This window comes from Rothia sp. 11273D007AR, assembly GCF_053547255.1.
This window is the reverse complement of sequence record NZ_JBPPWJ010000002.1, coordinates 148,016-171,366: the sequence shown is the minus strand read 5'-3', so window position 1 is coordinate 171,366 and position 23,351 is coordinate 148,016. Positions and strand designations below refer to the sequence as shown.

Genomic DNA, 23,351 nt, shown 5'->3' with positions numbered 1-23,351 from the left:
TTATAGGGAAACTCTTCGCGATTTTACCTACTCGGCTTCGCTCCTCGTCCTCCCAATCGCATCGCGGGCTCACCCGAATCATTCTTCAGGGCCGCGCGAAGCTCCTTGGGTAGCGAGAAGAGAATATCTTCCTTGGCGGTCTCAAACTTCTCAACGTCAACGTAACCGTAGTCTGCCAGCAGACGCAGCACGTCCTGTACCAGCACCTCGGGCACAGAAGCGCCAGAGGTCAGACCCACGGTGGTCACACCCTCGAACCAGGCCTCATCAACCTCATTGGCGTAGTCCACCAGGTAGGCCTGCTTAGCGCCGTATTCCAGGGCGACTTCCTTCAGGCGCACAGAGTTCGACGAGTTGGTCGAACCCACCACAATCACCAGGTCAGCCTTCGGAGCGATCTCCTTGATAGCGCCCTGACGGTTAGAGGTCGCATAGCAGATGTCGTCGGAGGGCGGGTCCTGCAGGGTGGGGAAACGCTCGCGCAGGCGGGCAACGGTTTCAAGGGTTTCGTCCACAGATAGGGTGGTCTGTGAAATCCACACGACCTTCTCGGGGTCACGCACGGTCACCTGATCAACCTCGTCAGGTGAGTTCACAATCTGAATATGGTCAGGGGCTTCGCCAGCGGTACCCTCAACCTCTTCGTGGCCGGTGTGGCCAATGAGCAGGATGTCGTAGTCCTGCTTGGCAAAACGCACAGCTTCGCGGTGCACCTTGGAAACCAACGGGCAGGTAGCGTCGATGGTATTGAGCTGACGCTCTTCCGCTGAGGCCACAACAGCCGGTGACACGCCGTGGGCGGAGAAGACGGTGACGGCCCCCTCGGGGACTTCCTCCACCTCGTCCACAAAAATTGCGCCCTGAGCTTCGAGGGTTTCAACCACATGGCGGTTGTGAACAATCTGCTTGCGCACGTAAACGGGAGCCCCGTAGTGGTCTAGGGCCTTTTCAACGGCGATGACGGCGCGGTCAACACCGGCGCAGTAGCCACGGGGTGCTGCTAGGAGCACCTTCTTGTCGCCGGTGGGGGCGGCTGCCTCAACTTCTTCGCGGGTCCTGCGCACGCGGGGTACGGTGGGCAGACCCAGTTCAATGGTCTTCTCTTGGGTAGACATAGTCTCTATCCTACGTGGTTCTAGCGGGTGCGTGCAGTGGCTTCTCTCGCAGTCAGCCCCATGATCGCTGAGAGAAGAGCAAGAAGTGTCAGTACTGCCCCCGCAATCAGCAGATTGAGGGCTAGGCCGTTGTGGTAGCTGGCGAAAGATGCGGTGATAGTTTCAGACAGTTTTTGCAGGAAAAGGACGGCCGCGTTGCTAGCCGGTAGCTGTATCCCGGCGGTGAGGGAGGCACCGCCACCCAGGAGGCCAGCGATCCAGAGTAGGGCTGCTGCGCTGAAGGCGATGAAGGCTAGGTAGGCGAAGCGGTTGCGGGGCCAGAGCAGGAACCCGAGCAGGGCGGATACGCCACTAACCACCAGCAGAGGCTGCCAGAGGGAGGCCAGCCATATCAGGGTATTGATAGTGGAATTGATAGGCCAGATGTTCTGCCCCGTATCCAGGGTGATGGTACGGCCGGGCAGACTTGAGGTATCAACACCAAAGCCGGTCGCCGACTGCACAGACGCCCCAGCCTGGTCGTAGAGGGCAGAAAGGTCAAGCACCGCCGGGCGGCTTTCACCCGAGAAGTTATAGGCGTGGGTATCTGAAATCACCTGGGCCCACAGCTGGGGGTAGGCATCGGAGGTCACCAGCGAGTTGGTAGCCCCGTCAACCAGGGTATAGGTCTGGTCATAGAGCCAGTTCTGCACTCCCCCGTACCAGGCGGTGGAGTTCCCGTCGCCCAGGTAGGTTTCGATAGCGGGTGAGGCCATGATGTCGTCGGTAACGGCGCTTGCCAGACTGGTCTGGAAGTCCTGATCGTAGGCGATGGACTCGGTCATCGCCGCAAAGTTTTCGGTATCTACCAGGGTGGTTTGTGCCCAGTAGGCTGTAGCTGCGGTCAGCCCGGTAGCCAGCGTAAGGAGGGCCAACAGGACGCAGAGAAAGCGCCTGGCTAGGCTAAAGGCCGGACGGCGGCGCTGACGTCGAGGCGCCCGTGGGGGCGCATAGGAAACCACCGGGGCGGACGCTACCCCCTGCGCCTGCGCTTCAGGAGGGTAGGCCCCCTGGGCATAGTGAGCCGAGGCCGGCTCTGCATAGGGGTGGGTGTAGCCCTGGGGCTGCTGGGCGTAGGCTGCCTGGGCTGCTTCTTGGGCGCGCTGATTTTCGGCCTGAACATAGGGGTTTGTCCAGTTGCCGTCGCCGTAGTCTTCTGTGCTCTTGCGGGTACCCGTCATGCTTGCATAGTAGCCGGTCTTACTGAGTATTTGCTTGAGCAGTTCTTATAGGTGGAGCAGGCTCACAGCGAAGCTGCTGGCTCGGGGCTGGCGTGAATCACCTTGTGAGCGCTAGCGAACCGGGTGAGAGGGTCGGCAGCGAGCGTGAGCCTGCGTAACCTTTCAAAAACCCCACAGCAGAAAGAAGACAGTTTTTCTTGGCTCAATGCTTAAAGTGTCAGCCAGCGGTGGTAGAAGTAGGTGTATGAACAGTTTTGGTGATTCTGCACCCGGTCATCTGACGCTGGCACAGCTACAGGCCCAGCAAGAACAGCAGGCCCAGCGCGCACCCCGGCAACTAGCGGAACGCGCTGGCCAGACCAGCGTCGATAACCCCTGGCCCCTACATGTGCTGTCGAATAAGATGCACGAGTATATTGCCCGTTGCGTACCGACCTGGGTAGAGGGGCAGATTATTGAGCTCAACCACCGCGGCAGGGTTTCCTATGTGACGCTGCGCGATATTGAGCAGGAGGTCTCGGTATCGGTTACGGTCTGGGGCTCAGAGATGGCTAAGGTGCAGGGCCAGTTGGAGCGGGGCTCTCGGGTGGTTTTGCAGCTCAAGCCTGATTTCTGGGTGAAGACCGGCCGCCTATCGATGCAGGGCTCTAACATCAAGCCGGTGGGTGTGGGCTCTATGCTGGAGCTCATTGAGCAGTTACGCGCCAAGCTACAGGCTGAGGGTCTTTTTAGTCCCGAGCGTAAGAAGCCCCTGCCCTTGCTCCCCCGCCGGGTGGGTTTGATTACCGGTCGTGATTCGGATGCTATGAAGGACGTTATCCGTAACGCTTCGTTGCGCTGGCCCGCCGTTGATTTTGAGGTGCGGGAGGTTGCGGTGCAGGGTGTGAACGCGGTGGCTCAGGTGACCGCGGCCCTGGCTGAGCTGGATAGCAGAGCCGATATTGATGTGATTGTGATTGCCCGCGGTGGCGGCTCCTTTGAAGACCTCTTGCCTTTTTCTGAGGCGGCCATGGTCCGGGCTGTTGCCGCAGCCAACACTCCGGTGGTTTCGGCGATTGGCCACGAGGCTGACTCCCCGCTGATGGATTACGCCGCAGACCTGCGAGCCTCAACCCCCACCGATGCCGGCAAGCGTATTGTTCCGGACGTCCGTGAAGAGCGAGAACTCTTTGCATCGGCTCGCTACCAGTTGCAGCGAGCAGTAGAACAGCTGATTGCAGCTGAGTGGCACGGACTAGCCCAGGTGCGATCCCGCCCGGTTCTTGCTAACCCGGGCTCTGCCCTGCTGGCTAGGTCAGAGGATATTGAGCGGCTGCGGGCGAGGGCTTCGAGCGCGGCCGTCCACCGTCTTGCCAGGGACCGTGATCTTATTAGCCAGCTACGGGCGCGGGTTACGGCCCTGTCACCCCAGCAGACTCTGGAGCGCGGCTATGCGGTGATGCAGGACGCCTCCGGCCAGCTGGTGCGCGATGCCCGCACCCTGCACGAGGGGCAAAACATTAGTGTGCGTGCGGCAGCCGGCGCTGTAGACGCAACCGTTACCGCCGTACACGAGAAAAACCACTAGAACCTGGTCAGAGACCAGGTCAAGGAAAGGAAACCTATGAGCAACACCGTCGAATTTAAGACCGAGCTGAATGCCACTCCGGTTGAGCAGCTGACCTACGAGCAGGCCCGTGAAGAGCTCCTGCAGGTTGTAGCCCGCATGGAGTCCGGTGCGAGCACGCTTGAAGAGTCTATTGCCCTGTGGGATCGGGGTGAGGCCCTTGCCCAGCGCTGCGAAGCCTGGCTCGACGGCGCCCAGGCAACCCTGGACGCCGCCCGCCAGAACCAGAGCTGAAGTGCAGAGCAGGCTCATAGCAAAGCTGCTGGCTCGGCGGCTGGCGTGAATCGCTGGTGATGAGCACCGAGATTCCGAGCGCGCGAGGAAAACAAATCTCGGTGCGAATCTGGCGAGCTTGCGAGCCAGCTAGCGAACCAGCGAGAGGGTCGGCAGCTTGGCTGTGAGTCTGCTCTAATCTGCGCGCTGCAAAGCTTTCTAGTTCTGCTTGTAGTCAGCCAGGAAGTTGCCCAGACGCTCCAGGGCATCGGCCAGGGTGCGGGTATCTGGCAGGAAGACCAGGCGGAAGTGGTCGGGCTCTGACCAGTTGAAAGCCGTGCCGTGGCTCAGCAGAATCTTCTGTTCCCGTAGCAGATCGAGCATGAACTGCTCATCGCTGGTGATATTGAACTTATCGATATCGAGCTTGGGGAAGAGATAGAGGGCGCCCTCAGCCTGCTGCACGGTCACGCCGTCCATTTCGCTGAGCATCTTGTAGGACAGGTCCCGCTGCTCTTTCAGGCGTCCGCCGGGCAGAATCAGGTCGTTGATGGACTGATAGCCGCCCAGGGCGGTCTGTACGGCGTGCTGGGCGGGCACGTTTGCGCACAGGCGCATATTAGCTAGCAGGTTAATACCCTCGATGAAGGGGGCAGCTGCAAGCTTGGGCCCCGAAATAGCCACCCAGCCAGCGCGGTAGCCGCAGACCCGGTAGGCCTTGGAAAGACCCGAGAAGGTTAGGGTGAGCACGTCGTCGCCTGCAAGAGAAGCTACGTGGGTCATCTGGGCGCCGTCGTAGAGAATCTTCTCGTAGATCTCATCAGCAAAAATTACCAGCTCGTGTTCCCGTGCAAGGTCAACAATCTGCTGGAGCACCTGGGGAGTATAGACAGCACCGGTGGGGTTATTGGGGTTAATGACCACGATGCCGCGGGTGTTGGAGGTGATTTTTGATCTGATGTCCTCGATATCGGGCAGCCAGCCGTCCTCTTCATTGCAGAGGTAGTGCACCGGCTTGCCCCCTGCGAGCTGGGTAGCAGCCGTCCAGAGGGGGTAGTCAGGACTGGGCACCAGAATCTCGTCCCCGTTATCGAGCAGGGCCTGCAGGGTCATAGGAATCAGCTCCGAGACACCGTTACCCAGGTAGACGTCGTCGGTCGTAATGTTCATGATGCCCTCGTTCTGGTAGTACTGCACAATGGCAGTACGGGCAGAGTAGAGGCCTCGGGAATCAGAATAGCCCTGGGTGTAGGGCAGATGCTCGATGATATCCATCATGATGGTTTCAGGCGCTTCAAAACCGAAGGGCGCCGGGTTACCGATATTGAGCTTGAGAATACGGTGACCACGCGCTTCCATACGCTGGGCTTCTTCCAGAATGGGCCCGCGAATATCGTAGAGAACGTTTTGAAGTTTTTTTGATTGCTTGAATGCCATGAGATTTAGATTACCCTTTCATGCGGGTCAACCAGAAATGGGCGGCGTCGGTTTCTGAAACGGGGTTATCGCCGCTCGTAAGCGTATTGAGGCGTACCAGGGAATCGGTGTCGAGGTTGGCGGAGACATCGTTGATGATGTCCTTGACCTGCTGGGGCAGTTCCCCGGCGCGGGTGACGGGCACGATGTTTTGCGCCAGCTGGGTGCGCTCGGGGTCCTCTAGCAGCACGAGGTTATTGGCCGGGATCTCTGCGCTGGCTGAGTACATGTAGCTCATGCTGGTTGCGCCGGTGATGAGTTCCTGGGCCTGGTCTGACCGGCTATCAGCGGTTTTGCTAGCTCCCGGGGTGCAGCTGTAGTGGGTGCTCAGCGAGGTAGCACCGCTAGGGTTGGTGGCGTAGCTTTCGGGGGCAACCAGGCTGAGCTCAGAGCAGGCCTGCCCCAGGTCGCTCATGGTCTCCAGACCGTAGCGCTGGGCAGTAGCCCGGGTGACCACGTAGCCATACCGGTTAGTAGCGTTCGAGGGCGAGAGCACCTCAGCGGTATCGGGCAGGGCACGGTCAACGTAGCTGACGATGTCGTTGCTGCTGAGCCCGCGCACGTTGAGCGCGGTAGCGCTGGGGATGGGCGTAGCAGTAAGACTTGGTGTAGCGGTAGGGCTAGAATCAGCGGACGCGCCCACACTAGCTTCTGCGCTCGCAGTCGAGTCTGGCGCGGGGCTGGTTTCTGCCGCGGCGCTAGCCCGCTCTTCTTCGATAATGGTGGGGCTAACCGCTCCGTTATCGGTGAGGTAAAGCAGCAGGTCGCCAGACAAATCAGGGGTAATATGCACAAGCCCATCTGCTGGTCCGGTCTCAGTAGGGCTGGCTGTAGCGGTGGCGGCGGTGTCTATCCCCATACTGGCAAAGTAGGCGGGTCGGCTATCGTCGGTCTCAACCACCTCAACGGTGTAGCCCGCTTCTTGCAGGGCAGCCTGGTAGATATAGGCTGCGTGGCGGGTCTCAGCCGTCAGCCCGGTACCGATACGCAGGGTAGCGGTCGTGGCGGGGCTGGTCGAAGTAGTCGCACCGCTGCCGGTCGTTGAGCTGCCGCAACCGCTCAGCAGAAGGCCGGTGGCCGCAGCGAGAGCAACCAGCTGGGCGCGGTAGCCCCGTGTGCGCGAGCGTCCTTGTTCCTTAGTCGCTTCCCTAGTCATGCGAACCCTCCCGGTAGCTGGCTGCCAACTCACTGGCGTCCACATACCCTAAGAGGCGTGCGGCCTCGTCTACCAGGGAGTAGTAGAAATGCTGGTCGAGCTCAGCCAGCGGAACCCACTCTGCCAGGTCGGTCGATCCGCCAATCTCGGCAGTAAGCTCTCCGCCGGTGATATGGGCAGTGTAGATGGTACGCAGGGCGCAGAAAGGACGGGTTGCCCCGGCTTCGGGCTCAAAGTAGGCCGCGTGCACCCCCAGCAGGCGGTCAAGTTCCACCCGGTAACCGGTTTCTTCAAAGACTTCGCGCACGGCAGTCTCATGGGGCTGTTCGCCGGGGTCCATGCCGCCACCGGGTAGGGTCCAGCCGGGGCGGTAACCGGGAATATGCGGTACCCAGCGGGAGAGCAGAATCTTGCCATCCTCAATCACCACGGCGTAAGCAGCCGGGCGGGTATCCATCACCAGGGGCATCTCTTCTTCCTTTGTTCGTCTCTGAAAAACCAGTCTATTGCACCCTTGGCTCAGGTGCGCCGCCCTAGCGTTCGCGGGCAGCTGGCATACCGGTTTTCTTCAGTCAAAGACGATAGGCTCGTAGGTATGACAGTAACCGGGATTTTAGCAGCAGAAACAACGCCCCTTGAAGAAAGCGCTGAGGCCGCCGGAACCATAATGGCCAGGCTGGCTAGCCTAGATTTTTGGCTGGGAGCACCCCTTCGCATACTCATTATTATCATCCTCGGATTCGTCTTACACGGCCTGGTGCGCGTGGTCATTCGCCAGGTCACCGACTCTATCGCCCGCGGCACCCGCAACCGGGTGGTTGCAGCAGAAGAGAAAAAGGGCGGCAAAACTAGCCGGTGGAAGGCCGATACATCTCTGGCGAGCACCCGCCAGTCCCAGCGGGCACAGACCGTTGGCTCGGTGCTCCGGTCGGTCTCGTCGATTGTGATTTGGACGGTCATGATCGTCATGATTATCGCCGAGCTGGGCTTCAATATTGCCCCCGTCATCGCCTCAGCCGGTGTAGTGGGTGTCGCCCTTTCCTTCGGGGCTCAGTCTCTCGTTAAAGACTTCCTCTCGGGTATCTTCATCGTGGCCGAAGACCAGCTGGGCATCGGTGACTGGGTCAACTTAGGTGAGGCCGAGGGCGAGGTGGAGGCAGTGGGTCTGCGCACCACCCAGGTGCGTGATACCGCCGGAACCCTCTGGCACGTACGCAACGGCGAGATTCTGCGTGTGGGCAACTCTTCCCAGGGGTGGGCCCGCACCATCATCGACCTGCCCATTCCCTACGATGCCGATATCGACGAGATGGCGAGCTTCCTCATGACCTCAATTCAAAAAGCCATCAAGCTACCCGGTATCAAAGAGAACATCTCGGGTAAGCCCCAGTACCTGGGTGTGCAGTCTGTAACCGGCGAGTCGGTGGTACTGCGCCTGACAGTCAAGACCGCTCCCTCCGAGCAGTTCGCGGTGGGGCGTAAGCTCCGGGAAGAGCTCAAGAAGGCTATGGATCAGCGGGGCATTCGTATTCCGCTGGCTAACCAGTCGGTGATTCACAGCGAGATACACGAGGAACGCGCCGTGGTTTCATCTTCTGCCCAGAAAGCAGAAGAAAAGACCGACCAAAAGAGCTAGCTCTCGGTTAGCCCCTCAGCGCAACTTGTTATTTAGCGCTTTTTGCCCCGGGAGCCTCGGCCCGAGCCCTTGGCGCTCCCCTTGCCACCCTTCTGGGCCTGGTACTGACGCAGGTTACCGTTCTTCTGGGCGTTCCGCTTCTTACGGTCTTCCGCCTCACGGCGCTTGTTAGCAGCCGCCCGCTTCCGCTTAGCCTCTTCCTTCTCGCGCCGCTGCTTCTCAAGGGCTACCTCGCGGCTATCACTACCGCGATGAGAGGCAGCGGTGCGGCCGCGGGTAATACCCACAAAGTCCTGGATTACCTGCTCGCGGGCGTCCTCACGCACCTCCCGCTTCCACACCAGCAGAACCGGGTACTCACCCAGTCCCTCAACCGGGCGGTAGGTCAGGTCTTTGCGGTGGTAAAAACGGGCTACAGACATCGGCACCACCAACAGGCCCAGCCCGGCAGCCACCAGCTCAATCGCGTCGGCCCGGTGCCTCATTTGAGGTAGCGGACGCGGGTTCTCGGCCCGGTAGTCGGCGGAAAGATCGCGCCATTCGGGCACCTCATCGGGGCTCTGGAGTAAAAATTCTTCGGCTAGCTCAGCAACCGGAACGGTCTCGAGCACCGTCAGCAGGTGATCCTTAGGGAGTACCACCACCGGGGTTTCCCGGTAGAGTTCAATCGCGTGGTAGCGCTTCTTATCGCGAGCTTCGGGCTCGTCCTCAGCGCGCACCAGCGCCATATCCGCAAAAGCATCGAGCGAAGCGAGGCCCTGCCCCTCAGCCAGGGCGACGTCGGTCAGGGGAGCCAACGCCGAATAGCGCTCCCGCCACCGGGTAAACCACTTACCGGGCATAACCCCGGGAACGAACCCCACACAAAGACCGGGCACCTGCCCCACCTGCTCATAGCGAGCAGTCTGATCATCAACCAGCAGGTCGGGGTGGGCAAGAATCAGCTCGCTCAGGATCATAGCTTAGTGTCTTTCGGTAGTCGCGACATGGAACGTTTTCTGTCCCGGATTTTTGCGGTGATAATGACGGCCGCCAGCAGGGCCAGCACCAGGGCGGCCACCCGTGGGTTCTCAAGCCAAAGCCAGACAACCGACATGCCAACCGTTGCGTAGATGGTACCCCACATGAAAGTGCCCACCAGCATAGCTGGAATCCAGCGGGACAGGGGCATACGGGTAAAGCCGGTAGTCAAAATAACCGCAGTTTGAAAGCCCACCGTCAAGAAACAGGCGGGAACAGCCAGCACACCCCAGCGATTCACAAAATCCTGGGCCCTACGGTAGAGGGGGTGGCCCATCAGGTGCTGTATCTTCTCAAAGCGGGAACCCCCAGCCTGGGCTAACCAGCCCAGAGAAAAGACGAGGGAGGTACGCACAATACCCACCACCCACATAAAGCCGATGGCGGCAACCCAGTGCAAACTTTCAAGCCATTCCCTCACCCCACCAGTCTAGCCTGTTCTCAGAGTCTGGCGCGCTGGCGTCCGCCCCTCTTCCACCTGGGAATCACCCCTTCCTCCCAGTGGCAAGGCACAACAAGCCATTTTTTAGGTTCACCTATCCCACAAAATAGGTTAACCAAAAAATTTTCGCCAAAGACTAGCCACAGGGGGCTTAATTAGGTTATATTTTTATTACCAAATAGCCGCAAGGCCCTGTGGGAGGGCTGGCTAGGCGGTACAAAGAAGACTTTTCTTCCTGTGTGTGATGCAGCTGGAGGCACCCTAACGGGTGCCTCCAGCTTTTTAAAGAGGGTCAGCTACGAAGCCGCAGGGCTCACGAGCAGACTTAGGTAAGCTTGATACCTTTTACTTTCTTGAGAACCCGGGGCAGGGCGTCAAAGGCAGTCATGCGAAGCCCCATAGCCAGTAGCTCCGAGCGACCCAGCAGGTAGCCGACCGCGAAGGGATCAAGCCCCAGCTCATTAGCCTGAGCACGCAGGCCCAGAAGCCAGTCCCCCATCGTCAACTCGTCAGTCAGCTCACCCAGCTCTGCCTGAACAGCCTTAGCCCGCGCCACCAGCTCAGCCTGGGGCTCGGTCAGGGGAAGCCCAGCATCGGCAGCAACAAAGAGACAGTAGCGCACCGCCTTAGCTGCCTTACGCACATCGTGTAGGCCCTCATCAAAGGCAGCGCTCGCCGAGAAATCAGCCGCCTGCTCTGGCCAGGTAGCCATGGCCCGTTCCCCCTGCTTGACCAGGTTCTTACGCAAACGCTTAGCTACCTTATTCACGTAGTTCTCGCTATTGAGCGGCAACTCAACAACCAGGGTCACATCGGCCAGTAAAGATTCGAGAGCCAGCTGAAGTTCCAGCCTCCCGGCAGAGGCCAGGTAGCGGCGGGCCTGGGCGGCAGCGTCCGCCTGCTGGTGTTCCATGACCGCACCGAAGACAGCACCTGCGCTCTCCCCCAGCACCGGGTGAGCCTGCAGAACCCGCTGTGCCATAGGGTGCACAAGCTCGCCATTACGGTGCGTTTCTAGCTGACGGGCATAGGTTTTCAACCCCTGCATCATATCTTCAAGCGCAGAAGCAAACCCGCTGCGCGCATACGGCAGAGCCATATACTTCAGCACGCTCCGCAACTGACGGGCAACAATACGCCCCTGGTGGGTGGCATCGGGTACCCCCGCTGCCACCAGCAGATCAGCTTGGGCAAGCCGTTGGGTGTGAGAGGCAAGCACCCGAGTCAGCAGCTCAGCAGAGCTCGGCACCGGGGGAAATTCAACTGCCAGAGCCTTCTTTTTCTTTTTCGCTGCTTTCTTACCCTGCCCCTTAGCTTTGCCGCCCATTCGCCGGGCCTCAAACTCGGCGTCATGACCCAGGGCCCGGGCAATCTTAGCCGGCGACTGCGAGGGCACAGCCCCGACAGCCTGCAACTGACGGGCAACGTCCGCAAAGAGCGCCTCCGTGAGCTTACGATCTTGGGCGGTCTGCCCCAGCAGCTCTACCTCCCACTCATGCCAGGCCCGTTCCTGGCCGGTGGCATAGTCAAGCGCCTGCACCCGGTCATCACAGATCTCAGCTAGCTGCTCCCCGGCCCTATCAAGAATCACGGTACGGGTCCGCTGGGTTTTTAGAGAAACCCGAGGCTCCAGCTCCTCTCCGAGGGCTGGCACCTGCACAAACTTCTTCACCGCAGCAGGCATAGCGGAGCGGTTAGACAGCAGGTCAAAGGTCACCTCATGACGCTGGCCTGCAGCATCAAACTTGATATGCCAGCCCTGGTCGTAGCCGCCCAGTCGGCGGCGCAGGGCTACCTTATGCCGTCCCAGGTTGCCAGAAGGGGTGTCGTAGTAGGTTGCATCGAGCTGCTCTGTTACAGGCTCACTGACACTCCACCTTTCAAAGCTCCACTCCACCGAGGGAACCTCACTGTTCACATCGGCAAGCTCAAATTTCTGCTCAATTTCCAGGTGGTGTGTAGCCATACGGTTAGCCTTCCTCAGAATATCGTGGGGCGGTGTGGTCCTGCCCCTCAAACAGAATACCCAGCTTCGCGGCCTCTCAGGGTGAGGCTACGGCTGGGTATCTATTCTTTGAAAAAACTTCATCTTCGCCTAGGCGCGGCGGCGCTTCAGCACATCGTCAAGGTTGAGGCTTGCTGCCTCGGCCAGGGTCTGGGTCTGGCTCTTCGGCGCTACCTCGGTATCAAGAGGTGCAGGAGCTTCCCTGCGGACGGTCTCTGTCTCAAGGTAAGTAGGCAGGGGTACCTCTGTGACCTGCCAGCGGGTATCGGGCAGAGCCTCGTCCATACGCAGGCGGGTTGAGGCCTGTTGTTCAGTTGCCTCGACCTCAGATGTCAGCACCGGGGCAGTCGATACCGGGTGATGCTGAGTTTTGGCCCGCCGGAGGGCCTTAGCCGCGTGGCTGACCGGCATCTGCTGGCGGGCACGAGCAGGACGCTCGGGGGCAGGCTTCAGCTCGACAGTAGAGACGGTAGCTGCTGGGCGACCCTGCTGGTTGCTGGGTGCGCGAGAGGTGCCTGAGGGGGCAGAAGGACGCCGCTGGGCCTGGCGCTGTTCAACAGCCAGTACGGTGCGGGCCCGCCTACGGTCGCGGTCACGCAGGGCCAAAACACGCAAGGTAGCCAGGCAAGCCAGGCTAGCTAGCAAGAAGAGGAGGGGAAGGAGCGGGGCTGCTCCACCGGTGAGAGACAGAACTCCCGTGACCAGGCTGGCCAGCGCAAAGGCTAGAGCTAGCCCGAACACAGCCAGACGGGTGGTTTTTAGCCGAAAAGCCGGGGCGGTTTCGGTCGCGGCCTGAGCCGGAGGGGCGGACGGCGCACGGCGGGCCTCAGCCTCGCTGGCGTGGCTCTCAACAATATCGGCAACGAACTTCTCAGCCCCGATGCTGGTCACAGAATCTGACTTACGGCGGCGCACAACGAGCCCAAGGCCAACCAGCACACATACCAGCAAAATAAGGCCTGAACCACTCAGGAAGTCCATCGCTGCCCCCGTTCTTTATCTCTGTGACACAAATATCTAGTTCATTCTACCCCAGCTCTCTCAAACAGAGCAGGCCATGAGACAAGAACTGGGTACCTTCTAGAAGGTACCCAGTTCTTCTGCTTCCAAGCTACTCACTACCGAACGGTTCAAGGCCTCCCTTAGCCCCGCGTCCGCCCAGCAGTAGCATCAGGGCTTACAGCTCGGCTGCGAATTCCTTAATCCAGGTACGCAGCTCAGGGCCCAGATCATCGCGCTCAGCAGCGAGAATGACGTTGGCCTTGAGGTAGGAGAGCTTGTCGCCGGTGTCGAAACGGCGGCCCTTGAAGACCACGCCGTAGACACCTTCGCCCTCGCCGGTGCCCTGAGCCAGAGTCTGCAGGGCGTCGGTCAGCTGGATTTCATCGCCGCGGCCCGGTGCGGTATTTTCCAGCACCTCAAAGACCTTGGGGGAAAGAACATAGCGGCCGATGACGGCCAGGTTTGAGGGGGCATCCTCAACAGCGGGCTTTTCGACCAGGCCGGTGACCTTAACGAAGCCGTCCTCGCCCTCAACAGCCTGCACTGCAGCACAGCCGTAAGCAGAAATCTGCTCTTCGGGGACCTCCATCAGGGCAACGACAGAGCCGCCGGTCTTCTGCTGGACAGCAACCATAGCAGAGAGCAGGTCTTCTTTTTCGTCAATCAGGTCATCACCCAGCAAAACCGCGAAGGGCTCATTGCCAACGTGGACCTTGCCGCGCAGTACAGCGTGGCCCAGACCCTTGGGGTCGCCCTGGCGGACATAGTGGATCTCACCCAGGTCGTTGGAATCTTCAACGCTCTTGAGCAGGGCGTCCTTGCCCTGGTCAGCGAGCTGCTGTTCCAGACCGGGTACACGGTCAAAGTGGTCCTCTAGGGCACGCTTGTTGCGGCCGGTAATCATCAAAACGTCGTTCAGGCCAGCGCGAATGGCTTCTTCGACAACGTACTGAATCGCAGGGCGGTCCACCACGGGCAGCATCTCCTTAGGAGTGGCCTTGGTGGCGGGAAGGAAGCGAGTGCCGAGACCGGCGGCAGGAATCACAGCCTTGGTCACGGAGAGTGATTTATTTTCAGTCATACCTTTCAGAATACCCAAATTTTAGAGTTTGTCTGCATTCGCTGCCCTAAAGAGGGGTAAATTGTGACTAGATTCAGCTAACACTTCTTCAGGAGGGCACCCATGAGCTCTACTAGATCAGCAAGCACCACCCAGGCTAAGGCCTTTGCCCGCAGCTACCTGCGCAGACGCCGAACCCACAACCCACCGCACCAAGAAACGGCTCAGGGCTTTGAACGCACCCTAGCTCCCCTCTGGCAAGGCCTCCCTACAGGCAGCACCCTTGCCGCCTTTCTTCCCCTTCCCGCTGAGCCTCCCCTTCTGCCAGCCCTTACCCGGGCAGTAGCTGAGGGGTACCGGGTGCTGGTGCCGGTCGTCCGTCCCCGGCGTCAGCTGGCCTGGGTAGAGTGGCAGCCACAGGTAGAATACACCGTCAATGCGCTGGGTATCGCAGAGCCGATAGGCGAGCGCCACGGGGCTGAAGCCTTTATCCAGGCAGACCTGCGCCTGGTACCTGCCCTTGCCTACGACCTGGCGGGGCGGCGGCTGGGGCAGGGCGGCGGCTACTATGACCGGCTTTTTGAGCAGCTTGGCCCTCTGGCACAAGACCCCTCTACCGTGGGGGTGGTGTTTGAGCGGGAAATCCTTGATGGTCTGCCTGTAGATAGCTGGGATGCCACACTTCGGTTTGTGGCAACGGAGAATACCCTGCACCGCCTGGGTGATTGAGGACGAGCCGCCAGAACAGAGTAGAATAACCCCCAGATTTATCGCCTATTTGATGGAGTTATCCGTGCCTGTTTACGTTTACCAGTGCAAGAACTGCGGCCACGTGTTTGAGCAGCACCAGTCGTTCTCGGACGACGCGCTCAAGACCTGCCCCGAGTGCGGCCAGGACACCCTGCGCAAGAAGTTCGGCCAGGTCGGTGTGGTTTTCAAGGGGTCTGGTTTCTACGCCAACGATAAGGGCAAATAAGCCCAGAGACGTTCAAGGGGCTGCCTGTCACGGTATGTGGCAGGCAGCCCCTTCTTTTTATTGCCCGTAGTGGGGCGGACGCTGTTCTTTGAGCCAGGTTGCCCGGGCGTCCTCCCCCTCGGTGGGCGGGGCGGACGCACTTGGTTCGGTGAGCCCTGCCAGTTTGGGTTCGGTGCCAGTAAAGGATGAGCCGCCGGTGGCCCGGCGGTGGCCGCGCCGTTTTTTGGGGACGGGGCTGTAGCCGGGGCCAGGGGTTTCAGTTCCTGCTGGCTCAGCGCCTGATGGCTTACTCATTGCGCCCCAGCCCCAGGTAGCTTCCAATCCGGCCGACCAGGGTTTCGGGGTCTGAGAAGACCTCGATAGTCCAGCAGGTCATGTGGTTCCAGCCGGTACGGGCCAGGAGCTCAGGAATCAGGCGGGAGCGTTCGCGCACGCTCATGGCAGCGTAGGCGTCTGAACCGTCAGAGACAACGGCCAGGGGCACTCTCACCGGGGTGGTACGGTCGACGTCCTGCACCATGGTGCGGGCCCGGGGGCTAGCCACTGCCCCGGCCAATAGAGATTCTTCCTCACTCGTTGCGATCAACGAGATCAGGGGAACGTCCGATTCGTGCAGGGTGACCTTGTGCTGGCCCAGGCGGCGCACCAGGTCGTTGAGCAGCCAGTCACCCATGTCGATGGCTTCTAGGTGGTCGTTGGTAAGGAATTCGTTGACCGGTAGCTTGTCGGTGATGGGCTTGGTCAGCTCCTGAGCGGCGCGAGCTTCTTGCTCACGGCGGTAGGCCAGCAGCAGGCGGTAGATATCGAAGGCCCCGTATTCTAGGCGCTGGGGGTCCAGATCTTCGGGGGTCACGCAGGTGACCAGGCGGGTGAGATGGCGGGCGCGGGTGGTAGCAAGCACGAAGCTTTCACGGCCGCTGCGCTCGGAAAGGTGCCCAAAGTGGTGGGCTGCCCCCTGGGCTGTTTTACCGGCGCCAAGGGCGAAGATAATGACGTCCCGTTCCATGTCGACGGCGCGGGAGACATCAACGACGCGGAAGGACTCGTCCCCCGCTGCGAAGTAGGGGGCGAATTGGGGGTAGCGCACCAGTAGCTGGCGGACGGCCTCGGCGATACGCTGGGCGTGACGGGCTGTGGTAGTAACTACTGCTAGGGTCTGCTGGGGGCTGCGGTAGGCGTGCTCGATGACCATTTCGGCTACCCGCTGTACCTCAAGGCTGGGTGAATCAAGGGCGGCGTTGTCGGAGACCCGCCCGGTGACGTCCACATATTCCACGGTGAGAGCCGGGGTGCCGTCGGTAATTTCTTCCCCCCAGGGGTAGCTGGTGAGGGCTCCCCGATAGAAGTGTTCGTTGAGGTAGCCAAAGAGGGCGGGGTCAATTGCCCGGTTGACGGTAGCCAAAGACCGGCCAGGCAGTACCTTGGCGAGGGCCTCGAAGGTGCTAACCAGTTTTTGGTTCTTTACCACCGGTGCGTTCTGGGCTACCGCTGAGACCATGAAGGGTGAGGGGAAGCCGCTGTGGGGGTCACCCAGGGCGATGACCTGCTCTGCCCGGATGAGGGCAGGTAGGTTAGCTGCCAGCGGGGTGGATTCGGCATCGAGCAGAATCGCTGCGTCAAAGCGCATGCCGGTGGGCACCTTGCCTGAGAGGGCGAAGGGGCTGGTAATCCACAGGGGTAGTAGGGTGGTGGCCATGGTGGGAGCGTGGGTCAGCACCTGCTGGAGGTTGAACTCGTGGCTCTTGAGCTGGCTGCGCAGGAAGGCCGCTTCGTGGTCGTACTCGTGGATGCGGGCGCGCCAGGTATCGGCTACGCGGGCATGCAGGCGGGCAGGGGCGGACGCCAGGTGCGAGTAGTCTGCACGGCGAAAGCGGGTTTCGAGGTCGCGCAGGGTGTCTGCACTCAGAATCTCAAGTTCTTGAGAGGCCAGCATCATTTCAAGGGCGGTCTGCCACCAGGCAAGTTCTAGTTCAGCAGCTACAGCGCCGCTTTCGAGCTGGCGTTCGTAAAAGTCATCGAGGAGTTCGCCCAAGCCCTGGTCGCTCAGTTCCCGGGTGAGGCGGACGCGCTCAGGCAGGGTGTGTAGGAGCCATTCGTCATCGATGAGGGCGGCGAGCCTCTCTTCGAGCTGGTTGAGGGGGGTGGCTGAGAAGCGGGTGCCGGCCGGGGAATCTTCCAGCACGATAGCTAGCCCCGTGAATTCTTCGAGCAGGGCGGTATAGCGGGCCCGCAGGTCGGCGAGGTTCTCGGGGATAGTGGGGACGCGTTCGTCCTTAGCCAGGCCAATCCATTCTTCGCGCTGACCCTGAACGATAAAGAGGTTCTCGTGTAGGTCTGAGATATTGACGCCGGGCACGATGTATTCTTTGGCGGCCCGGCGCAGGCGGGAGCGCTGGATGCTCGACATGTCGATGCCGTGCTCTCGTCGCCAGGTTCCACTCGCGGTGGCGGCAATCAGGTCGGTGACAGGTCGGTCGAAGATATCGGGGCTGAAGCGGGTGAGGGTATCAGCGATACGTTCGAGCAGGTCAAGCTGGGTTCCCCAGTCGTCCATGGTAGTGGCGGGCTTCAGGCCGGTTTCGTCGGCCATGAGGGTCATGCCCGCTGACACCTCGTTCAGGGAAGTACGCAGGCTCTTGACCAGGGCGTGGGCGGCTTCGGTATCGTCTGAGCTGGTGAGCTTAGCCCGGTGCCAGGCTGAGGCCCGGGTTGAGGGGCGGAAACCGCCAAGGTCAGCTAGACGCTGGAGCTTGTGGACGGTCTCTGTGCGGCGGGTCAGCTCGTCCATGGTGGTGCGGGCTAGACGTACCTGGGTAGAGGGCGCCGGGTCCTGGGCGGTAAGCGCTGCCAGGGTTTGCAGGGCATCGTAGACAGAGCAGCCCCAGCGGGATTCGGTGAACCGCAGCGATTCGGTGTGGCCGCGCAGCTTGGCACGGGTTTCTACCAGTTCCCGGTGGATATCGGTGACGTTGGGGGCGGGAGCCTTCTCATCGCGCACAATCGCTGAGATGAACTCCTGCCGGTAGGCCTCTGAGTCCCGTTCGGTCAGCAGATTGAAGGTGAGGTCGGTGAGGTGGGTGCGTTCCAGCAGACGGTTGAAATCGTTGAGGGTGGAGCGCTTCTCCCCTACCACAAGCACAGATTTCCCCTGGTGAATCAGGGCCGCGGCAATGTTGGCTGCGGTGCCGAGCTGGTCGGTACCGGGAGCGGTGGTCACAGCCAGGGAGTGCCCCAGATGGGCCAGGTCAACGATGTCCTGCCCGCTGGCGTCCGCGTCCACCACCAGCATGTCGGTGTCAGGGTCGCGGCTATCAAGGGGTTCGCGAGTGTTGTGGACGGGGGCAACAAAGGGCTGCTCTAACGGGTTGAGCTTGAGCTGGGCAATATCGCGGACGAGCGGGGTATGGGCGGTTGCCGGAAGCTCCCCAGTGCTTTCCTTAAGGTCTGCAAAGGTAGAAATGAAGTAGGTAGAGCGAATCGTCATGCCGGGTACAGCCCCGGTGGTAGCCCGCATGCGCTCAATGACGGGCTCGGGGTCTAGCTTGCGCATGGAGTTGGCCAGTTGGGCGACGTCCATGGTGCCCAGGTCGATGCCGTACTCTTTCTTAATCTGCCGCACCATGGCGGGGTTCAGCTGGGCTGGGCCGGTGAGCTGAACCTCAAAGTCGTCGCTGGTAGGGTGCGGGGTAATAGCAAGAGGAGCCATGAGAATCGGTGCGATAAAGCGCTTCTCCCCCACCATGCCGTCCTCACGGACATCTCTTGAAAGCCAAGAGGCGGTGCCCGCAACGAAGTAACCTGCATCTAGCCCGTGCCCGGTTGCCAGCTCAAAAATCTTGGTGCGCAAGGCTCGAGCCGCTACCATGCCAGCCTCAAGCTTGGCCTTATCGCGCAAGATGGTTGACAGTCGAGTCTTTCGACCCATAAACATCTGGGCTACGCCTGAAGAATTCGCATCAGTGAGGTCAATGTGCACGTAGTCGACCTGGTTGAAGTCCAACATGGCATCGGGGCCAGTGTAGGTTTCCATCTGCTCGGCCCAGGCTTCAAGGCCTGCCTGTACCTGGGCTGTTACCTGTTCATCAGCGGTAGAGTCCGGGGTTTCCAGCGGGGTTTGTGCATGGCCCTGGGACCAGGGTGCGGCGGCACCGGTAGTGCGCTCGTTAGCGGTTTCAGGGTCTACCTGCTCGTTCACTGAATCTACTCTAGCTTTCTGCACGTGTTAACTTCCCTACCATCATAGAGCTTTCGGGCCCGCAGCACAGATTCTCAGACACTACAGGAAGGCCCTGTTCCCAGGGAACAGGGCCGGGGATGGTTTTTAGCCGGTGGCCAGGTTGAAGTAGGCCAGCAGGGTAAGCAGGGATAGCAGACCAAGCAGGGCCATGCCCGCAAGGATAACCCAGCGGAGGCGGGGGGCGAAGGGCTCACGCGGGGCGTCCCAGAGGGAGCGGGTATAGAAGTAGCTCAGCAGGAAGCCAGGAACGTTGCCGGTGAGTAGCTGCTGGGCTACAGCAAACATACCGAAGCTGCGCTCGGTATTTTCGTTTTCGGTTTCTGCTGCCCGCAGCAGACCCACCATAATCAGTGACATGCAGCTGACGATAAAGGCAAGGGCGATAGCGGGTTCGTTCAGCATTTCGCGGAAGTCGACGTTTTCTCCACGCGACACCGCAAACTGGTAGAAGAAGAAAACCATGGGGCTGATAAGCCAGTACCAGAAGAGGAAGGTGCGGAGGCGCTGGGTGTCGCGCAGGGCATAGAGCAGGGCGTTCATGAATTCTTTTCTTGGGTATCGATGTACTGGATGTATTGGCGAACGGTGTAGTCCAGCAGCACGCTCAGAGCCACAAAAGAGTGGTAGGGCTCTTTGGCTGTTCCCGTGACGGTGGGTGTGGACTCGTAGTGGAGGGAAAAATCTGCGGCGGCAGAAATCGTGTTGACGCCAAGTGCTGTAATGGCAATCATCGGGATTTTGCGGGCGGCCAGGGCGCGCACCGTCGGCAGAGCGCTTTCGGTCTCGCCCGAGAGGGAGGCTATGATGACGAGGTCATCGGGCTTCATAACGCCGATGCTCCCCCTAAACTCACTGGAGGCCGGAATAACGTGGGTGAATTTGCCGCAAGCCAGCATGGACTTTGAAAATTCTTGAATAGCGGTGCGCTGGGCAAAACCGGTTCCGTAGCAGTAGATGGTACGAGCCAATTCAATTTTCTTGAGGATGGGCTCGAAGTTGACGTTGGTGAGACCCTCGTAGGTTTTGAGGATGTCGGTGCGGCCGCTCTCTAGAAAATCTGTGTTAGGCGATGCTGCATCTAGAAGTGAATTTTTCACGAAAAACTTCAGTTCGGCAAAGCCAGAGAAGCCTAGCTTCTTCGTCAGGCGGATAATGCTGGACGTTGAGGTGAAGGTCTTGTGGGCCAGAGCGCTAATGGTTGAGTCGGCAACGAACTGCTCGTTGTTGAGCATGAAGGCGAGTATCTCGCGCTCGGTGTCGCTGAGGCGGTTCTGGTGCGCGTTGACGAGTTCCTGTAAGTCCACAAAGGGCTCCTGAAGTTTTGCGGTTCACTGCAATTCTATACAGTATAGGCGCTAAAACATCAGGAGCCCTGTGTTAGGTCATTGGTAGTAGGTGTCTACTTACCAGCATTGACCATTTCTTCGAACTTGTCGCGGACCTGGGGTACGTCCATACCGACGATGACCTGCAGGGCCTTGCCCTTGTTCACCAGGCCGAGTGCGCCAGATGACTTGAAGTCAGCTTCGGTAGCGACCAGTGAGGGGTCATCTACTGAGACGCGCAGGCGGGTGGCGCAGTTGTTCACATCGGTGATATTGGCGGGGCCACCGAGCAGAGCCAGGAAGTCGGTTGCGCGCTGGGTGTAGGGGTCTGATGCTACAGCGGTTGCAGCGCCAGCAGTTGCGCCAGCGGCAGCTGCACCTTCAGCACCCAGGGTGCCGTTCTTCTTAGCTTCCTTGTAGTCAGCCTTGGTGTAGAGCTTGGTTTCGCCACCGTCTACTTCACGACCGGGGGTCTTGAAGTCGAACTTGAGGATCAGGAAGCGGAAGACTACGAAGTAGATCAGGGTGAAGACCAGACCAATACCGATCTGGGTCAGAACCATACCGGAGTGGTTGGGCCACATGGGGATCCAGTTCTGGAAGAGGAAGTCAATCAGACCGCCACCCATGTTACCGACAACGCCGAAGCCGTACATGGTAGCTGCCATGGTAGCTGCCAGAACTGCGTGTACTGCGAAGAGCGGGGGTGCCAGGAAGAGGAAGGTGAATTCCAGGGGCTCGGTGATGCCGATCAGGATTGCGGTGAGGCAGACGGGGATCAGCAGGGCCAGGGTTTCCTTGCGCTTTTCGGGGCGGGCAGTGGTGTAGAAGGCTGCTGCGATACCGAGGGGGCCGAAGACCTTGGAGTTACCGTGCAGGGCGAAGCCGCCACCGGGGAAGAGTTCCTTGACGGGGGTGGTTGATGCTGCGAAGCTTTCGAGGTTGGCAACCCAGTACTTGGTGATGCCGTCGGGAACAACAGCAGGACCGAAGACGAAGGGGGTGTAGATGAAGTGGTGCAGGCCGGTGGGGATCAGGATGCGCTCAAGGAAGGTGTAGAGCCAAACACCGAAGACACCGGAGGAGATGAAGAAGCCCTGCAGGGAGCCGATACCGGTCTGGATGGTAGGCCAGATGGCGACGAAGGCCAGGGCAACAGGCATCATCAGGAAGAAGCCCAGGCCGTAGACGAACTGGGTGCCCTGGAAGATACCGAGGAAGTCGGGCAGCTTGGTGTTGAAGTAGCGGTTGTGCAGCCAAACGACGATGGCTGAGATGATGATGGCGCCGAAGATACCGGTGTCAAGAGTCTTGATACCAGCGATCATCTTCAGACCGGTACCTGCTGCGCCTTCAGAGAGGTCAACACTGTAGTCAACGCCGAAGTTGTTGCCCCAGATGCTGAGGATAGAGGCTACAAAGTAGTTGAAGGTCAGGTAAATCATGCCTGCTTCAAGCACGGCACGAGCCTGGGCGGTCTTAGCTAGAGCGATAGGAAGACCTAGAACAAAGAGGAGTTCCATCTGGTTAAAGACGGTCCAGGCGCCGGACTCCCATACGGACCAGAAGTTGTACCAGCCGGTACCTTCTGCTGCGATACCGCCCAGAAGCTGCTCGTTCTTGCAGATAATAGCGATACCTACTGCAAGACCGGCGAAAGCAAAGATGAGGACCGGGGCCAGCATGGCCGAACCGAACCTCTGAATCTTCTCCATCATCGGATAAGAACCTTTCGTGTATAGGTGGGGCTCGCCGTCTGCTTGCTGCGTTGGTGTGTGCGGAGCGCCACCCGTGTGATTACTAGCCTTATCTAACCATTCTTTGGCCGAGCGTAGGCGTGATTTGGGGTACTTTGGCATTAATGCCGTGAACCGGCACGTTTTTCGGGAGCGGGTAAAAGTGCCGGGGCTCAGGAGCCGGGTTTGGTGGGGGCAGACAGGCCGGGCGCACCTAGGATGGGTAGCCGTAGGACTCTCCTCGTTGACCCGTGAAAGTGACGCTTGTACTCGATGAAACTATTAACGCTGAACACCCACAGCTGGCTTGAGGTGCACCAGATTCCCAAGATTTTTGAGTTGGCTCAGTTTATTGTGCGGGAGCAGGTTGATGTAGTTGCTCTGCAGGAGGTCAACCAGTTTGTGGAGTCCGCCGTGGTGGATACCCCTCTCGGCTTTGTCGGGGGTGCTGACCGCCCCGTCCGCCAGGATAACTATGCTCTGTTGCTGAACCAGTTTTTGGAGCAGCTGGGTTCCCCCTACCACTGGGCCTGGTCGGTGTCTCATCTGGGATTTGACCGCTATGACGAGGGTGTCGCTCTTTTGACCCGGCAGCCCTTTGAGCGCTGTGAGCTAGTTGATCTTTCGCCGGCGTATACGGATCAGGACGTCGCCCGGCGGGTTGCTGTGGCGGTTCAGCTGGGTGAGGAGTTCGGTGGCGCCTGGGTTGCGAGCGCCCATATGAGTTGGTGGAAACTCGGTGAGGTAGCCCTCTTTGCTGATGAGTTCACCCAGCTAGAGGGGCAGATGAAGCAGCTAGCTAACGGTGCTCCCGTGATTCTTGCCGGCGATTTTAATAATGCGGCTCAGGTGCAGGGTGAAGGTTACGATCTGATGCAGGAGCGGGGCTGGATTGATACCTACACGGTAGCTGAGCAGGTGACCGGCGAGTTTACCGTTCACAAGGCCATCCATGGCTGGGATAATCTCACCCAAGCCCTGCGTATCGACCTTGTGCTGACCGACCGGCCCACGCGCGTCCGCACCCACGATGTCGTCTTCCCCGACACCGACGAAACCGCAATTTCAGACCACTCCGGTCTGCTACTGACCCTCGATATCTAGCCAAACCGCAAAGGAGCACATC

21 protein-coding genes are annotated in these 23,351 nt (G+C 59.9%); 6 read left to right on the top strand and 15 right to left on the bottom strand.

Annotated features, from left to right (window positions below):
• Positions 1-23: 23 nt before the first annotated feature.
• Positions 24-1,115 carry a 4-hydroxy-3-methylbut-2-enyl diphosphate reductase gene (locus tag ACED88_RS01925; RefSeq protein WP_237186045.1) on the bottom strand — a complete coding sequence of 364 codons (1,092 nt, stop codon included), beginning with the start codon at positions 1,113-1,115 and terminating at the stop codon, positions 24-26.
• A 20-nt stretch (positions 1,116-1,135) separates the two neighbouring features.
• A complete protein-coding gene (locus ACED88_RS01920; protein WP_449107499.1) occupies positions 1,136-2,335 on the bottom strand; it encodes a hypothetical protein in 1,200 nt (399 codons plus the stop codon).
• Positions 2,336-2,579: 244 nt separating this feature from the next.
• On the opposite strand from ACED88_RS01920, the gene xseA reads away from it, so the two are divergent.
• Both xseA and ACED88_RS01910 read left to right on the top strand, forming a co-directional pair.
• Positions 2,580-3,902, top strand: a complete 1,323-nt coding sequence (gene xseA, locus ACED88_RS01915) for an exodeoxyribonuclease VII large subunit (protein ID WP_449107498.1) — start codon at positions 2,580-2,582, stop codon at positions 3,900-3,902.
• A 36-nt stretch (positions 3,903-3,938) separates the two neighbouring features.
• Positions 3,939-4,175, top strand: a complete 237-nt coding sequence (locus ACED88_RS01910) for an exodeoxyribonuclease VII small subunit (RefSeq protein ID WP_449107497.1) — start codon at positions 3,939-3,941, stop codon at positions 4,173-4,175.
• A gap of 198 nt (positions 4,176-4,373) precedes the next feature.
• Here ACED88_RS01910 and ACED88_RS01905 read toward each other — a convergent pair whose 3' ends face one another.
• The 3 genes from ACED88_RS01905 to ACED88_RS01895 are packed head-to-tail and all read right to left on the bottom strand — an operon-like array spanning position 4,374 to position 7,255.
• Positions 4,374-5,591, bottom strand: a complete 1,218-nt coding sequence (locus tag ACED88_RS01905; protein WP_237210317.1) for a pyridoxal phosphate-dependent aminotransferase — start codon at positions 5,589-5,591, stop codon at positions 4,374-4,376.
• A gap of 10 nt (positions 5,592-5,601) precedes the next feature.
• A complete protein-coding gene (locus ACED88_RS01900; RefSeq protein WP_449107496.1) occupies positions 5,602-6,786 on the bottom strand; it encodes a glycine betaine ABC transporter substrate-binding protein in 1,185 nt (394 codons plus the stop codon).
• Positions 6,779-7,255 (bottom strand): NUDIX domain-containing protein, encoded by a 477-nt coding sequence (locus tag ACED88_RS01895; RefSeq protein WP_237206247.1) that lies wholly within the window; start codon positions 7,253-7,255, stop codon positions 6,779-6,781. The genes ACED88_RS01900 and ACED88_RS01895 overlap by 8 nt, the downstream gene beginning before the upstream one ends.
• A gap of 126 nt (positions 7,256-7,381) precedes the next feature.
• Between ACED88_RS01895 and ACED88_RS01890 the strand changes: the two genes are divergently transcribed.
• The gene (locus ACED88_RS01890; protein ID WP_449107495.1) at positions 7,382-8,422 is read left to right on the top strand and encodes a mechanosensitive ion channel family protein; all 1,041 of its coding nucleotides are present in this window, start codon (positions 7,382-7,384) and stop codon (positions 8,420-8,422) included.
• Between the two features lie 32 nt (positions 8,423-8,454).
• Here ACED88_RS01890 and ACED88_RS01885 read toward each other — a convergent pair whose 3' ends face one another.
• The 5 genes from ACED88_RS01885 to galU form a co-directional block, all read right to left on the bottom strand.
• Entirely contained in the window at positions 8,455-9,381 is a 927-nt protein-coding gene (locus ACED88_RS01885; RefSeq protein ID WP_449107494.1) for a LysR substrate-binding domain-containing protein, read from the bottom strand.
• Complete coding sequence (locus tag ACED88_RS01880; protein ID WP_449107493.1) at positions 9,378-9,842, bottom strand: DedA family protein; 465 nt, start codon at positions 9,840-9,842, stop codon at positions 9,378-9,380. The genes ACED88_RS01885 and ACED88_RS01880 overlap by 4 nt, the downstream gene beginning before the upstream one ends.
• 367 nt (positions 9,843-10,209) lie before the next feature.
• Complete coding sequence (locus ACED88_RS01875) at positions 10,210-11,850, bottom strand: CYTH and CHAD domain-containing protein (RefSeq protein WP_449107492.1); 1,641 nt, start codon at positions 11,848-11,850, stop codon at positions 10,210-10,212.
• 129 nt (positions 11,851-11,979) lie between these two features.
• Positions 11,980-12,870, bottom strand: coding sequence for a hypothetical protein (locus ACED88_RS01870; protein ID WP_449108541.1), 891 nt, complete (start codon positions 12,868-12,870; stop codon positions 11,980-11,982).
• 196 nt (positions 12,871-13,066) lie between these two features.
• Entirely contained in the window at positions 13,067-13,972 is a 906-nt protein-coding gene (gene galU, locus ACED88_RS01865; RefSeq protein ID WP_237194634.1) for a UTP--glucose-1-phosphate uridylyltransferase GalU, read from the bottom strand.
• A gap of 102 nt (positions 13,973-14,074) precedes the next feature.
• On the opposite strand from galU, the gene ACED88_RS01860 reads away from it, so the two are divergent.
• Together ACED88_RS01860 and ACED88_RS01855 are read left to right on the top strand one after the other, a co-directional pair.
• The gene (locus tag ACED88_RS01860) at positions 14,075-14,680 is read left to right on the top strand and encodes a 5-formyltetrahydrofolate cyclo-ligase (protein WP_449107490.1); all 606 of its coding nucleotides are present in this window, start codon (positions 14,075-14,077) and stop codon (positions 14,678-14,680) included.
• 64 nt (positions 14,681-14,744) lie between these two features.
• Complete coding sequence (locus ACED88_RS01855; protein WP_135013206.1) at positions 14,745-14,927, top strand: FmdB family zinc ribbon protein; 183 nt, start codon at positions 14,745-14,747, stop codon at positions 14,925-14,927.
• Positions 14,928-14,984: 57 nt separating this feature from the next.
• Here the strand turns inward: ACED88_RS01855 and ACED88_RS01850 are convergent, their stop codons facing one another.
• The 5 genes from ACED88_RS01850 to ACED88_RS01830 form a co-directional block, all read right to left on the bottom strand.
• Positions 14,985-15,221, bottom strand: a complete 237-nt coding sequence (locus ACED88_RS01850; protein ID WP_449107489.1) for a hypothetical protein — start codon at positions 15,219-15,221, stop codon at positions 14,985-14,987.
• Positions 15,214-19,122, bottom strand: coding sequence for a DEAD/DEAH box helicase (locus tag ACED88_RS01845; protein WP_449107488.1), 3,909 nt, complete (start codon positions 19,120-19,122; stop codon positions 15,214-15,216). The genes ACED88_RS01850 and ACED88_RS01845 overlap by 8 nt, the downstream gene beginning before the upstream one ends.
• 126 nt (positions 19,123-19,248) lie before the next feature.
• A complete protein-coding gene (locus ACED88_RS01840) occupies positions 19,249-19,704 on the bottom strand; it encodes a cell shape determination protein CcmA (RefSeq protein ID WP_237206238.1) in 456 nt (151 codons plus the stop codon).
• Positions 19,701-20,468, bottom strand: coding sequence for a MurR/RpiR family transcriptional regulator (locus ACED88_RS01835; protein ID WP_449107487.1), 768 nt, complete (start codon positions 20,466-20,468; stop codon positions 19,701-19,703). The genes ACED88_RS01840 and ACED88_RS01835 overlap by 4 nt, the downstream gene beginning before the upstream one ends.
• Positions 20,469-20,563: 95 nt before the next feature.
• On the bottom strand, positions 20,564-22,207 hold the full coding sequence (locus ACED88_RS01830; RefSeq protein WP_449108540.1) for an alpha-glucoside-specific PTS transporter subunit IIBC: 1,644 nt from the start codon (positions 22,205-22,207) through the stop codon (positions 20,564-20,566).
• Between the two features lie 291 nt (positions 22,208-22,498).
• Between ACED88_RS01830 and ACED88_RS01825 the strand changes: the two genes are divergently transcribed.
• Positions 22,499-23,329, top strand: a complete 831-nt coding sequence (locus ACED88_RS01825; RefSeq protein WP_449107486.1) for an endonuclease/exonuclease/phosphatase family protein — start codon at positions 22,499-22,501, stop codon at positions 23,327-23,329.
• The last annotated feature ends 22 nt before the right edge of the window (positions 23,330-23,351 follow it).

Coding starts and splice junctions, on each gene's coding strand:
- ACED88_RS01840 (WP_237206238.1), bottom strand. CDS start 19,704: ATGAACGCCCTGCTCTATGCCCTGCGCGACACCCAGCGCCTCCGCACC.
- ACED88_RS01860 (WP_449107490.1), top strand. CDS start 14,075: ATGAGCTCTACTAGATCAGCAAGCACCACCCAGGCTAAGGCCTTTGCC.
- ACED88_RS01910 (WP_449107497.1), top strand. CDS start 3,939: ATGAGCAACACCGTCGAATTTAAGACCGAGCTGAATGCCACTCCGGTT.
- ACED88_RS01885 (WP_449107494.1), bottom strand. CDS start 9,381: ATGATCCTGAGCGAGCTGATTCTTGCCCACCCCGACCTGCTGGTTGAT.
- ACED88_RS01870 (WP_449108541.1), bottom strand. CDS start 12,870: ATGGACTTCCTGAGTGGTTCAGGCCTTATTTTGCTGGTATGTGTGCTG.
- ACED88_RS01890 (WP_449107495.1), top strand. CDS start 7,382: ATGACAGTAACCGGGATTTTAGCAGCAGAAACAACGCCCCTTGAAGAA.
- ACED88_RS01830 (WP_449108540.1), bottom strand. CDS start 22,207: ATGATGGAGAAGATTCAGAGGTTCGGTTCGGCCATGCTGGCCCCGGTC.
- ACED88_RS01900 (WP_449107496.1), bottom strand. CDS start 6,786: ATGACTAGGGAAGCGACTAAGGAACAAGGACGCTCGCGCACACGGGGC.
- galU (WP_237194634.1), bottom strand. CDS start 13,972: ATGACTGAAAATAAATCACTCTCCGTGACCAAGGCTGTGATTCCTGCC.
- ACED88_RS01850 (WP_449107489.1), bottom strand. CDS start 15,221: ATGAGTAAGCCATCAGGCGCTGAGCCAGCAGGAACTGAAACCCCTGGC.
- xseA (WP_449107498.1), top strand. CDS start 2,580: ATGAACAGTTTTGGTGATTCTGCACCCGGTCATCTGACGCTGGCACAG.
- ACED88_RS01875 (WP_449107492.1), bottom strand. CDS start 11,850: ATGGCTACACACCACCTGGAAATTGAGCAGAAATTTGAGCTTGCCGAT.
- ACED88_RS01895 (WP_237206247.1), bottom strand. CDS start 7,255: ATGCCCCTGGTGATGGATACCCGCCCGGCTGCTTACGCCGTGGTGATT.
- ACED88_RS01905 (WP_237210317.1), bottom strand. CDS start 5,591: ATGGCATTCAAGCAATCAAAAAAACTTCAAAACGTTCTCTACGATATT.
- ACED88_RS01825 (WP_449107486.1), top strand. CDS start 22,499: ATGAAACTATTAACGCTGAACACCCACAGCTGGCTTGAGGTGCACCAG.
- ACED88_RS01925 (WP_237186045.1), bottom strand. CDS start 1,115: ATGTCTACCCAAGAGAAGACCATTGAACTGGGTCTGCCCACCGTACCC.
- ACED88_RS01920 (WP_449107499.1), bottom strand. CDS start 2,335: ATGACGGGTACCCGCAAGAGCACAGAAGACTACGGCGACGGCAACTGG.